At 41.2% G+C, this 13,052-nt stretch carries 10 protein-coding genes; 4 read left to right on the top strand and 6 right to left on the bottom strand.

Going from position 1 to position 13,052, the window contains the following annotated elements:
- Positions 1-277 precede the first annotated feature (277 nt).
- Positions 278-1,726: a glycogen synthase GlgA gene (gene glgA / locus H6H03_RS31720; protein ID WP_190959016.1), complete on the bottom strand. Its 1,449-nt coding sequence runs from the start codon at positions 1,724-1,726 to the stop codon at positions 278-280.
- Between the two features lie 123 nt (positions 1,727-1,849).
- Positions 1,850-2,821, bottom strand: coding sequence for a hydroxymethylbilane synthase (gene hemC / locus H6H03_RS31715; RefSeq protein ID WP_190959015.1), 972 nt, complete (start codon positions 2,819-2,821; stop codon positions 1,850-1,852).
- Between the two features lie 248 nt (positions 2,822-3,069).
- Between hemC and H6H03_RS31710 the strand changes: the two genes are divergently transcribed.
- On the top strand, positions 3,070-3,642 hold the full coding sequence (locus tag H6H03_RS31710; RefSeq protein WP_190959014.1) for a Uma2 family endonuclease: 573 nt from the start codon (positions 3,070-3,072) through the stop codon (positions 3,640-3,642).
- Here H6H03_RS31710 and H6H03_RS31705 read toward each other — a convergent pair.
- On the bottom strand, positions 3,639-4,061 hold the full coding sequence (locus H6H03_RS31705; RefSeq protein WP_190959013.1) for a lysozyme inhibitor LprI family protein: 423 nt from the start codon (positions 4,059-4,061) through the stop codon (positions 3,639-3,641). The genes H6H03_RS31710 and H6H03_RS31705 overlap by 4 nt on opposite strands.
- Positions 4,062-4,937: 876 nt before the next feature.
- Between H6H03_RS31705 and crtR the strand changes: the two genes are divergently transcribed.
- On the top strand, positions 4,938-5,999 hold the full coding sequence (gene crtR, locus H6H03_RS31700) for a beta-carotene hydroxylase (RefSeq protein ID WP_190959012.1): 1,062 nt from the start codon (positions 4,938-4,940) through the stop codon (positions 5,997-5,999).
- A 427-nt stretch (positions 6,000-6,426) separates the two neighbouring features.
- On the opposite strand, the gene H6H03_RS31695 is transcribed toward crtR, so the two are convergent.
- On the bottom strand, positions 6,427-7,026 hold the full coding sequence (locus tag H6H03_RS31695) for a sterol desaturase family protein (protein ID WP_313931973.1): 600 nt from the start codon (positions 7,024-7,026) through the stop codon (positions 6,427-6,429).
- Positions 7,027-7,520: 494 nt separating this feature from the next.
- Complete coding sequence (locus tag H6H03_RS41865) at positions 7,521-9,800, bottom strand: carotenoid oxygenase family protein (protein ID WP_190959010.1); 2,280 nt, start codon at positions 9,798-9,800, stop codon at positions 7,521-7,523.
- Between the two features lie 431 nt (positions 9,801-10,231).
- Here H6H03_RS41865 and H6H03_RS31685 point away from each other — a divergent pair, with 431 nt between their 5' ends.
- Positions 10,232-11,203: a YegS/Rv2252/BmrU family lipid kinase gene (locus tag H6H03_RS31685; protein ID WP_190959009.1), complete on the top strand. Its 972-nt coding sequence runs from the start codon at positions 10,232-10,234 to the stop codon at positions 11,201-11,203.
- 105 nt (positions 11,204-11,308) lie between these two features.
- Positions 11,309-12,859, top strand: a complete 1,551-nt coding sequence (locus H6H03_RS31680) for a metallophosphoesterase (RefSeq protein ID WP_190959008.1) — start codon at positions 11,309-11,311, stop codon at positions 12,857-12,859.
- Here H6H03_RS31680 and H6H03_RS31675 read toward each other — a convergent pair.
- On the bottom strand, positions 12,856-13,052 hold a 197-nt coding region (locus H6H03_RS31675; protein WP_206757997.1), incomplete at its 5' end, for a hypothetical protein. The genes H6H03_RS31680 and H6H03_RS31675 overlap by 4 nt on opposite strands.

Genomic DNA, 13,052 nt, shown 5'->3' with positions numbered 1-13,052 from the left:
CATGATTAGCTACCTTGAAAGTCGGGAGTTATTAATGGGTCGATACTCGATTAATCACGTCTGTACGGAAATTGATATATTTGAAAAGCTTTTTACGCTTTCAAGGGATTTACTGTCATCCGTGATGCTGCTGGATTGCAGCTATCAACTGATAGTGAAACCCTGATATCAATAGACTTTGTTTGCCTATTGCCTGATATATAAAAAACTTGCGATCGCATTTTTCAGGCATCAAGCTAATCTGAAAATGCGATCGCGAGTCACAAAAAGTAGTTATTTAGGGGGTTGAGGAATTACTAGTAGCCACTGCCTCGTTTAATACCAACTCTGGCTGTGGTGTTTCCTCTTCTTCTGGCAAGCCGTAAATTGACCTGTACAATTTCACGTACTGCTTTGCAGATTGATACCAGCTAAAGTCTTCACTCATGCCCCGTTTTTGTAGTTCTTCCCATTGGGGTTTGAAACGGAAGGCTTCCCAAGCCCGAATCATACAGGTGAAAAGGTCTAGCGGTTCGTAGCGGTCAAAGCAGTAACCGGTGCCTAAGCGATTTATGGGGTCGTTGTGTGATACGGTGTCAACTAATCCACCTGTGCGGCGGACAATGGGCACGGAACCATAACGCAAAGCCATCATTTGGCTAATACCGCAAGGTTCAAAACGGCTAGGCATTAAGAAGGCGTCAGTGCCGGCGTAGATGCGTCGAGACAAGGCATCGTTATACAGCAGGTAAGTTGCCATGCGTCCGGGAAAGCGCGACGCTAATTGCCACATCTGAGTTTCATAGTAGCGATCGCCTGTTCCTAACAGTACAAACTGTGCATCGGTATAGGCCATAAAGCGATCGAGAATTTGCAATATTAAATCGATGCCTTTTTGTTCTACTAATCGCGTGACAATCCCAATTAAAAATGCACTGGAATTAACTTCTAATCCTACTTCTTCTTGCAAGGCAATTTTGTTAGCTTTGCGTTTCTCCAAAGTATCAGCGGTGAAGTTTTGGGCAATGTATTTATCATTTTCTGGATTGTAAACTTCGACATCAATCCCATTAATAATCCCAGATAACTTACCGCTAATAAAAGACAACAAACCTTCTAATGTTTCACCATAGGCAGGTGTCTTGATTTGCTCTGCATAAGTAGGCGAAACAGTATTTACTTTATTGGCAAATTGTACTGCTGCTGCCATTGTGTTGTGTCCTTGCATATACCAAGGACACCAAGTAATTTTTTCTAAATACCAACGCCACGGCCCCTGATAAGCTAAGTTATGAATCGTAAAGACGGTGGTAATATCAGGATCTTGGTGCATCCATACAGGAATCATTCCTGTATGCCAATCGTGGCAGTGAATAATTTCTGGTTTCCAGTAATTCCAGGCAAACTCCGCTGCACCATTGGCAAACAAGGTGAACCGCCAATCTTCATCTTCTCCTGAATAAATGCGGCGGGGCATGAAGGCGGGATGTCCAAATAAGTATAAGGGAACATCAGTACCAGGCAAAACACTTTCGTACACTGCAAAGTGCTGGAACATGGCATCTCCCCACCAAATAGGTTCTTTGGGAATTTCCATTTTGTCTGGCAAGAAGCCGTAGTAAGGCATGAATATTCGTACATCATGCCCCATTGCTCTGAGGAATTTGGGCAATGCACCAACAACATCGCCCATTCCGCCTACTTTGGCAATGGGAGCTGCCTCTGCTGCAACAAATAAAATCCGCATGGTAAGTTTTGTTTCCCCGGTGCCTATACAGCGATTCAGTTATCAGTTTTTTACTGTTTACTGACTACTGATGACTGTTTATTGATTACTTACTTATCTAATCACATCCGCTTGTGCAATTGCTTAGGAACCCCGTTGAATCACCGCAAAAATTTCTTCTAAAATTTCTTTGGCTCCTTTCTCCCGCAACAGATGTGCTAGTTGTGTACCTAGTGCTTCGGCTTTATTGGCTTCTCCAGTGACGCTATCTTGTACCAGCTTTTGGCCATCTATGCTGGCAACTATGCCTGTTAAAGTTAATTGTTCGCCAGAGATTTCTGTATTTACACCGATAGGTACTTGACAACCACCCTCTAAATCACGTAAAAAAGCTCGTTCGGCGAGACAGCGATCGCGTGTTTGGGGATGTTCGATCGCTTTGAGTAGGGAAATTAATTCGCTATCATCGGCACGGCATTCGATTCCTAATGCGCCTTGGCCAACGGCGTGGAGGGAGATGTCTTGAGGTAAGATTTGATGAATGCGATCGCTCATTTCCAATCGCCCTAATCCTGCGGCTGCCAAAATCAAGGCATCGTATTCACCAGCATCCAATTTTGCCAACCGTGTAATCAAGTTTCCCCGGACATCCTTAAAAGTGAAGTGGGGGAATCGGTGGCGTAACTGCGCTAACCGCCGCAGAGAAGATGTACCGATGACTGCACCCTCTGGTAAAGTCTCGATTTGTTTATCTTTGTGCTTTTCATGCACCACTAGCGCATCAGCTGGGTTTTCCCGTTCGGTAATTGCTGCCAATGTTAACCCTTCGGGTAAGTTTGTCGGCAGATCTTTGAGGGAATGAACTGCAAAGTCAATCTCGCCATTGAGCATTCCCAACTCAAGTTCTTTAGTAAAAAGTCCTTTATCGCCAATCTTGGCTAATGCTACATCCAAGATTTTGTCGCCTTGGGTAGACATGGTGTGGACTTCAAAAGTGATATCTGGATAGCTTTTTTGCAGTTGCTCCTGTACCCAATAAGTTTGAACTAGAGCAAGTTGGCTTTTGCGTGAACCGATACGAATTGTGCGCGGAGGACTAGAAACAGCTGATGTCATAAAACAATATATCAAACCAGGGATTAATTCACTCTCATCTAGACTACCGTAGTGAGTGACTTGTACCAATTTTGGATTTTAGATTTGGGATTTTAGATTACAATTCTTTACGAAAATGAATTACGCCAAGTTTGGCTGAGGCGACACTAGACAGTAGCTAAAATGTAGTAAATGTAACATGGTTGTGGGATTTAATTTGTGGCGATCGTTGATAAACTAGATGCAGGAATTTCGCAGCCGCAGAAATCATGAGTCTTGCCAAGTCTGCATCCCTAACCTTAGAGGAATTTCTCAAGTTACCAGAAACCAAGCCTGCAAGTATTTATATTGATGGTGAGATTATCCAAAAACCAATGCCAAAAGCCCGCCACTCGCGACTTCAGGCTAAGTTGATTAATGGGATTAATGAAGTCACAGAGAAAAGACAAATTGCTTATGCTTTTCCAGAGTTGCGTTGTACTTTTGGTAGGGGGTCAATTGTTCTGGATGTAGCGGTGATTCGTTGGCAACAAATCCAATTCGATGACGACGGAGAACCTATAATAGATGATATGTTAATTGCTCCTAACTGGACAATTGAAATTTTGTCTCCAGAACAAAGTTCTAACCGAGTTATCAGCAATATTTTGCACTGTTTAAAATATGGTTGTGAATTAGGATGGTTAATCGATCGTGATGACCGTTCCATTATTGTTTTTCAACCACATCAACAACCAGAATTTTGCCATAAAAGCGATAAATTGATTGTTCTGGATGGTGTTGATTTAGAATTGACAGGAGAAGAGATATTTAGCTGGTTAAAGATGAAAGAGCAATATTAATAGTCGGATTTAAGATATTCCTGTAATTGTTGGGTACGCTCTTTTGTGAGATTTTCTAGGCAGCCAAGGTAAATTGACGGGGCTATAGTTCCACCTTCATATTCGCTTCTTTCAAACTCACAACTGGCATCTCGAAACTTAATCCATGCTTGCTGGGCAGCAATCAATTTTTGTTTTCTAGTTCTATCTAATTTAGGCACTAGTTTTTGATAAGCTGCATTCAATTTTTTATCGGCATTTTGATAGGACAAGTTACTGCATTGATTGATTTCTACTTGAGTTTGAGGATTGTTACAGTTTAGCTTTTGAGCTAAATGCATTTTTGGTAAATCCGGCGTTGTGCTGGCTGCTGTCAGACTGGGAGTGTATGAACTGCTGAAAGCTAGTAGATTTACTAATAGTGGAAATAAATAATACATTATTTTGCGTTGTACGTAACAATTTTAGCGATTTTTCAATTGGTCAAACATCCAGTATTACTCAGCCATGAACAAATCAAGGTTGCACAAAAGCCCTTGAAATTTCTAAATCTGATAATTCAGAGTAATGGTTGGTTTGTATACTGAGCAAGTTTTCACCTCGACTTTATCCTACGCAGATGCATAAACTAGTTATTAAGTCAAGAATCTTAATTTAGTCTATATGGCTAGAGAGATGACGATCGCTTGTGACTTTACGTAAGCAAGGACAAAGCCTGCATAGATTTTAGGGGATCGAGGTACACAAAAGCGATCGCTTGTGCATATACTTTTTGTATAAATCGGTAAAAAAGACAAAATTTTTCTTTGCCCTTTGCCCTTTGCCTACAAATGTGCAAAAATTACTTTTGCAAGAGATATTGAGAAACTATAATTGACAAATCCCAATGAAAGTACCTTATCCTCCGTTGGTTATTCCCCACTCTCTAACCTCAAGATATGCCTGATTTAGTTGTTTAATTTCAAGTCTAAGTAATTAAAAGTCCAGAAAATTAAAAAGGTTAGCTCTTTTAATATCAGTTCCATTTTATGGTATTGAATGTTTGCTAATGCTTAAGTAAAAAGTTGAAAACTAAAGTTTCTCTTTGAAAATTGAAAGATTATAAACAATTAAGATATAAGCTTTTTTTAGAAGTATAATAACTTGTTTTCCTACACTATTAGGTTTAACAGCCCATTCTAAATATTAATTGACAACAGTATCGGCTAGATTTTCAGGGTTTCCTCTCTCTAATCGGGGCAAGAAATCTGTTCTGTGCTGGCTGAAGAAAGGGATTTCATGCTCACTTTATCAAGGAACCGCGACCAGTAAAAATTATGACCTCTTTAGATCCTAATTTTTTTGACATTCCAGCTAAAAGCCTAATTATCATTGACCAAGCTGTTGATGACAATAAAAAGCAAAATCATCACAACTTGGAAGTCACCTTAGAAGACATAGCAAATACAGAAACAAAAACGGTAGCGTTGAAAGCACACAAACTACCGAAAATTCCGCCGAAGGAACTTTTAGGGCCTCCTGGCGATTTCAATCCTACCCTACTGCTATTTTTGGCAGCTTTGGGAACATTGGTTTTATCTAACTTTGGTTACTGGCTTTGGCAATGGCCGGACTGGATATGCTTTTGCCTTAATACTATTGCTTTGCATTGTGCGGGGACAGTAATTCATGATGCATGTCATAAATCCGCCCACCGCGATCGCATAATTAATGCCATGCTAGGGCATGGTAGCGCCTTAATGCTAGGGTTTGTTTTCCCAGTATTTACGCGTGTGCATTTGCAGCATCATGCTCATGTAAACCATCCCAAAGATGACCCAGATCATTATGTTTCTACAGGCGGGCCGCTGTGGCTAATTGCATTTCGGTTTTTGTACCACGAAGTATTTTTCTTTCAGCGACGATTGTGGCGTAAATATGAGCTATTGGAATGGTTTATCAGCCGTTTAATTGTCGTTGGAATTTTTTATATAGGAATTCAAAATCATTGTTTAATGTATCTTCTGAATTTTTGGATTGTACCTTCTGGTATAGTGGGGTTAATACTAGGCTTCTTTTTTGATTACTTGCCCCATCGTCCTTTTAGAGAACGCGATCGCTGGAAAAATGCTCGCGTATATCCTAGCCCAATTCTTAATATCCTAATTTTGGGACAAAACTATCATTTAATTCATCATTTATGGACTTCTATTCCCTGGTATAAATATCAATCTGCATACTATCAAATGAAACCTTTATTAGATGAAAAAGGCTGTTATCAAACTTCAGGCTTACTACAAAAGAAAGATTTTTTAGAGTTTATTTATGATATTTTTATAGGAATTCGCTTTCATCATCAAACAACAAACAACAAAGATGAATCACAAACTCATGAATAAGCTATAGGAATCAGATTTGATTACTGAACTGACCTGTGTAGACAGGGAAGAGGGAACAGAAAAAAATCAAGTTATACCAATTTTTTATGAAGCTGCATAGAATTCGATCCCCCCTAGCCCCCCTTATAAAGGGGGGAACCAGAAAAACATATCAAAGTCCCCCTTAAAAAGGGGGATTTAGGGGGATCTAGATATGTGCAACTTCACATTAAATTGGTATTAGAGATCTACTGATTTTTTTTCATAAATCAAATATGAATCCTATATATTCTACAAAAATTAAATATTAAATAATCATTAGTCATTGGAAACGCTGACTCTTGACTGTTGAGTGTTGAGCTAAGAGTTATTCTCTTCACACTTCCCAACACCCCTACACTCCCTCATCTTGCCTTATTTCCAATGCCCAATGCCCCATGCCCAATACCTATGTATGAGTTTTATTTACATAATTAGGGTCTTCAGTACCGAGTAGTTTGTCCCAGAACGTAAAATACAAACCGTAGTGTACCTTATACTTGCGATGATGTATTGAATGATGCATAGAACCAACCAGCCACTTGCCAATCCAGTTGGTCTTAGATGAAGGGGGAAATACCTCAAATCCGAGATGGGTAAACACTGCCCAAACTGTCATAGTTATAAGTGCGGCCACTAAGGTGATAAAATGTAGTGGAACTATGTAGATTACACCTACAAAAAAAAGTGCTTGTACGATCGCTTCCGGGAAATCAAATGCAGAAGAACTCCAAGGCGTTGGTTCTCCTGAACGGTGATGTCCGTAATGCATCCATTTAAAAATTAGAGGGTGGTGAAATATCCGATGGATAAAGTAAAAATATGTATCCTGAAGAATTAACACCACAACAAAACTAGCTAGCAAATACCACAGCCCGTACTCATACAAATTAGTGTATAGTAGCGTTTTTCCTAAAATATATTCTGAAATAATAAACGCTCCAGAAATACCAAAAACGGCTGCTGAGAATACTGATAATTGAATATCCTTTAGAATAGAAGAATTCATCAAAGGTTTCAAACGCAAACTCTTGTTAGCAAGGGACTTTCCCAACACTGAATAAAAGAGCAAGTATGCTCCCCCAGCTATCAGAAAATATCGGGCAAGAGTGATAACAAAGAAGAAAAACCAATAATAGAAAAATGAGTGGTTTGTCAATTAGACCTATCCGTAAAATTAATTAATTTACTTAAAATGAAAGTGCTGATTATATCAGCAATAGCTAAGTTTCTCCTAATTTATTAATCGACAAAATTCACTGCTAATTTTACAATACTAAATACTCTAAGTATTTTATATTTAAATTTCTTAATAGAATTTAACTTTGCTTTGTTGCTACATATACTACAATTCTCGCTATTTATCAAAAATAGTTCTTGCTCAAGTTAAATTTGAGACGATGTTTTAAAAAATGTTGGTCAATTGAACGAAAAGAAACCCAACAAATACAAAAATGTTGGGTTTAATGATTTTAACCTGACTAGGATAAATGCATTTTTTAACTATCTCTTAGCTTTCGCTATTTTCTCAGAAGAAACCCATTCACAGTGGAAACCAAAGGGAATTCGTTGGGGGATAAGTACGCGGGCAACAGGTTCAGCAGTGATATTCTGGGCATCTAAAACTATTAATTCCGATCGCTTTTCCACGGCATCGTAAACATAAGTCAATACCCAGCCGTCATCTTCAGCTTGGCCGCCAGGACGAGGAGCAAAGACACATTCACCACCAAAACGTCCGCGACCGAAATGCTTAGTTTCTGCCGTTCCTGCTTGTAAATCGTACTTCTTGACTCCATCAAATAAGGGGCGTTCCATGTACACGGCTGCCAGCCCAGAGTACACATAACGCATCTTGCGTCCTACATAGTTATCGTTAATGCGGGGGAATTCAGCAACTTCATCGTCAAGTACTTCCTCTTTAACTTGACCAGTGGATAGATTAAACCGCCAACGATACAATTTTGTGAGTTCCGGTTCGACTTTTTCCAGTAGGGCATCAGTGCTGGGAAAAATCAGGGGGTTTTCTATGTCACGGATAAATAGTTGCGTCCAATCCATACGATAGGCGACTAAAATCACCTCATTGCCTTCTTCGTAGGCATTGACGATGTGATAGACCATGCAACTTGGCACACTAAACCAGCGCATTTCACCACCATGTCGAGGAATGATCCCAAAACGACTGGGTTTATTGCGTTCAAAAACCAGAGGAATTTTGCCTTGCATGACTCGCATTGGTTTGAGAGCCAAAGGCATATCCAAGAAAATCGTGTATTTTTCAGTAATGGCGAAATCGTGGGTACTAATAGGGGAAGGGATGTCAATAGGCATAGTTTTGACAATTTTTCCCTCTGGTGAGACGATACCGTATTGGATGTAAGGTTTAGCTAAGGGTTGATAACCAAAGAACATCATTTCTCCCGTTTGGGGATCGATTTTCGGGTGGGCGGTGAAGGGAAATGTCAACTCATCATTAAAGGTATAAGGGCCAACGGTTTCTAAGTCAGGAACCCGCAGTTCGTAAGGTTCTCCTCCTTCCCAGAGGGCGAGTAAGCGCCCATGATGCCAAGCTAAAGCCGTATTGGCAACATTTTTCATCATCATGCCGTGGGGTTCATCGAAGCGGGGTAAATTCAGTAACCCTGGCCAAATGGCTCTACCTTCTTTTTCTTCAATTTTCAGCCCTTCGGTACGGACGTAACGATTTCGATAACTGGCAGTACCATTTTTGATGTTTACCCCATGAACCATGCCATCCCCATCAAACCAATGATACAGACCCAAGGGAGCGAAGCGGGGGTTAGGCCCAATGCGGAAAAACATTCCCGATAAATCTTGTGGCAGTTTGCCGATGACTTCTAGGTTATCCGCCGTAATTTCTTTCCGAACTGGGGCAAAATTGAGAGTCAAGAAGCGATAGGCTAAATCTTCTTTGACTTCTGGATTGGTTTGTGCGCTAGTGAATTTGCTGATAATTGCTTGGGGAACACGAGCATAGGCAAAGCCTTTTTTCAGATTTTTACGAGCTGTTTCTCGTGAATCTGGGGTATCAGGAGTTACTTTAGCGATGAAGTTAGCATCGAGGAAGATACTGCCCAAGCGTTGCTGGAGAGTAGTTTTGCGATTTTCTTTGTCAGCAAAAGCCGCTAACAGTTCCTTTTCTTTTTCATCAATTACTGTATCACTAGCTACTAAGCTTTCCAGAGCTTCATCCAATTCCACAAATTTTTGTGGACTCGGATTTGTACCTAAATAAGCTTGTACCCAGTCATAAGCTTGTTGAGCAGAAACAGTTTGTTTATTCGATAATAAGCTGGCGATTTCTGGGTCGTTGCTGAGTCCTTTTGTTGTGGCGAGTTGTTGGAGATATGTCACTTCGCCAGGTTCAAGTTCTCCATCAATCCAAGCAACGCCAATTAAAAGTTTTAATAACGGTTTAGCATCGACAGCATCTGCATCTAATATTTTTTGGGGAATTGGTATATCAAAATGTTCGTTTTTACTAGCTTGACGACGAATTGTTTTCTGAGTGCTGTGTAGAATCTTAGAGGCATCAGCAGTTTTGACAACAATATATATATCCGGATTTACTTCAAATAATTGATCTTGAAAATCTTTTTCAGAATAAGTAATTGTAAATTCACCTTGCTGATTAGTAGTGGTTTCTCCAAGGCGATCTGGTTGACCAATTAAGTCATGATCGAATGCAGTGATGACAAGATTAGGGATTCCTTGAGTATTTTCAGCTTGGTAAACTTTTCCAGTAATGATGTATGACATATCTTAAAACCCCTAAAAACTCTATTTCTTAGTCTTTTTCAAAGATTTGTGACAAAATGGACATTTTTCGCTAGCCGCAACCAGCAAAAAAGCTTGCTTAAATAGGCATGGTTAACTACCACAAAATTAGAGTCTGAGGCTAGTTAAGACTTCTGTGAAAGATCTATTATTTGGCGATCGCCTGAATCTAATATCAGGCAATTCGCACTCTATAATCTCAGGCTTTGAGGGAAAAATCAAGGACAGATAAGACACTTAAGAGACAGATAAGACACTTATTGAAACAATGAGAAGATAGTTAAGACATTTAAGCTTGCTCAAAGACAGCTTCACGCTCAGTGCAATCAAGCCAGTAGAAGGAAGTCAAAATTTTACGAGAATGCTAAAAATAATTTGATATATTAGCAATTCAAGATTAGTACTTATTCCCTATGAATCGTTCCGCCTGCCTCATCTTCAATCCAGTAGCGGGTCAGGGTGACCCAGAATTAGAACTGGCAGAAATTCGATCGATATTAGAGCCAGAAATTGATTTAGATATTTATTTAACAACTGAGGAAGTTGGCGCTGACGCCTTGGCGTATGCAGCAGTAGAGCGAGGGGTAGATGCCATAATTGCTTCTGGAGGAGATGGCACCCTCTCGGCGGCGGCGGCGGCAGTAGTCGGTACTGACATTGCATTTGGTATAATTTCTAGAGGTACAGCAAATGCATTTGCCACAGCTTTAGGAATTCCAGACACCATCGCAGGTGCATGTCAGACAATTTTGCAGGGGGGAACCCGCAATGTAGACGTAGCTTATTGCAACGATTTGCCAATGGTACTGCTAGTAGGTGTTGGGTTTGAGGCTGAAACCGTAGAACTAGCAGACAGGGAAGCTAAAAATCGTTTTGGGATGATGGCCTACGTTTTAGCAGGAATTCAGCAACTGAGAAACTTAAAGAACTTTGATGTTGAAATTGAAACTGAAGACAGAATAATTAAAACTAGCGCTTGTGCAGTAACAGTCGCCAATGCCGCGCCTCCTACATCAGTATTAGCACAAGGGCCAGCAGGTCTAATTTATGACGACGGATTGCTAGACTTAACAATTGTAGCTCCAACTAGTAAAGCCGGAGCGATCGCTGCAACATTTCATCTCTTCCAAACAGCTTCTACAGGCAACGCCGCAGAACGCAATGATATTGGTTATTTGCGAGCCAAACAATTTAAAATTACTACAGAGCCACCACAAAAAGTTGTTTTGGACGGCGAAATCATCGGCACAACACCAATAGAAGTAAAGTGCGTACCAGCAGGCTTAAAAGTTTTTGTGCCACTAATAGAAGAAGTTGAGCCTACAGAAAAACTAAACGGACTGCCTAATTTGGTTATTGAGATGAAAAATCCACCAGAAGAGTGAGGAAATGGGGCATTGGGGCATGGGGCATTGGGCATTGGGCATGGGGCATTGGGCATGGGGCATTGGGCATTGCCCTCCAATTGAATATTCAGGAGTTAGGTTGCCTTGAAATTAGTATCCGATCCATCTATTGCTAAAAAAGTTCGCAAAATGAGTCAGCGGGTACGATGGCAAGATCCGTTGATTATCGAACGCAACATCGACCAAACTCGATTAGTGCTGGATGATGGTCATGCAGATGATTTGGAGTTTTCGTTTTTAGTTGTAGGTGATAGTGGTTCTGGAAACCATCAGGGACAGAATCCCCAGCGACAGGTGGCTGAACTCATGCTGCCCCATCACGATGAATGTCGTTTTATGCTACACACTGGGGATGTGATCTATTTAGTGGGGTCGAGTGAGTACTACCAGCAGAACTTCATTCACCCTTACCGAGAGTTTATCGTCGGTGGAGAGCATCCTAGAAATATTGCTTATGACCAGATGGTTTTTAAGCTGCCGATTTTACCCGTACTGGGAAATCATGATTATTATGACTTGCCGATTGTCTTAGGCTTAGCATCCCTGACAACATTACCGCTTCGTAAACTGTTGCGATCGCGGTTAGATTTAGATGTAGGTTTGCATGGTTCCCGAACCGGTGACGCTTACGCACGGGCTTTTTTAGACTATCTCAAAGCCTTTGAGCTTCCAGGAGCATTAGACGCTCATTTAAATCGCTACTACACCGCCAAAACAGACACAGGTAATTGTCTTTGCTATCAACCAGGGCACTTTACCCGCCTTCCCAATCGCTACTACACTTTTCGCTATGGCGGTATTGATTTCTTCGCCTTGGATTCTAATACATTTAACGACCCACCACCCCTGCCGAAGACAAGGAAAGGTGAAGCAGACCGCAAAGTCTTGGAAAAACGTCGTCAGGATTTAGAGCAAGAAAAAATGCAAATCATGGAAACCTCAACCAAGCTCAATCCTGAAAATCTTAGTGATGCCGATGAGTTAGAGGACTTCCAAGCCAAGCTATCGCAAATTGAAGAAATTATTGTTGATATTGATAAGCAACTAGCCACAGACCGACCAACGCAGATTGACATTGAACAACTTGATTGGCTCAAGCACAGACTAATTGAATCTTGGAATACTGACGAAGTTCGGGGACGGGTGATTTATTTCCACCATCCTCCTTACGTGACTGAAGCGACAAAGTGGCAGCAAGCACAAACTTTGACAATTCGCAAGCACCTACGTGATGTTCTGGATGGAGTAGCTCAAAAAATTGGTTCTTTAAATCAAGGGCGTCCTGTGGTCGATTTGGTATTGAATGGACACGCCCACTGTCTAGAATATCTGCAAACAATGGATACGGGACACGCAGATTCTCATATCCCCTGGCTTGTTTGTGGCGGTAGCGGCTTTAGCCTGCGACGCCAGCGGATTGAGGGAGCCAATTTGATGGAGGAGAATAAATTAGTAGCGCGATCGCATTTGTTCGTAGGTCGCAACGGCTACGGTTCTCAAAAGCGACGCCCTTATTCAAGTTTACGCATAGATGTCAAAGGCGAAGGTCAGCCCAAATTTATTGTTCGTCCCTTGATTGCCGAATGGTATCAGCGGCAATGGTATAGCCATGAACTCGAACCGTTGGTAATTTAGGGAATGGGGAATGGGGACTGGGGACTGGGGAATGGGGACTGGCGAGACAAGGGAGACAAGGGAGATAAGGGAGATAAGGGAGACAAGGAGAATAATTCATAACCAATGCCCAATGCCCAATGCCCAATGCCCAATGCCCCATGCCCCATGCCCCATGCCCCATGCCCCATGCCCCATGCCCAATGCCCAATGC

It is taken from the genome of Nostoc paludosum FACHB-159, assembly GCF_014698835.1.
Classification (GTDB): domain Bacteria; phylum Cyanobacteriota; class Cyanobacteriia; order Cyanobacteriales; family Nostocaceae; genus Nostoc; species Nostoc paludosum.
Note: the sequence above shows the minus strand (reverse complement) of the source record. Positions and strands in the feature narration are given on the sequence as shown.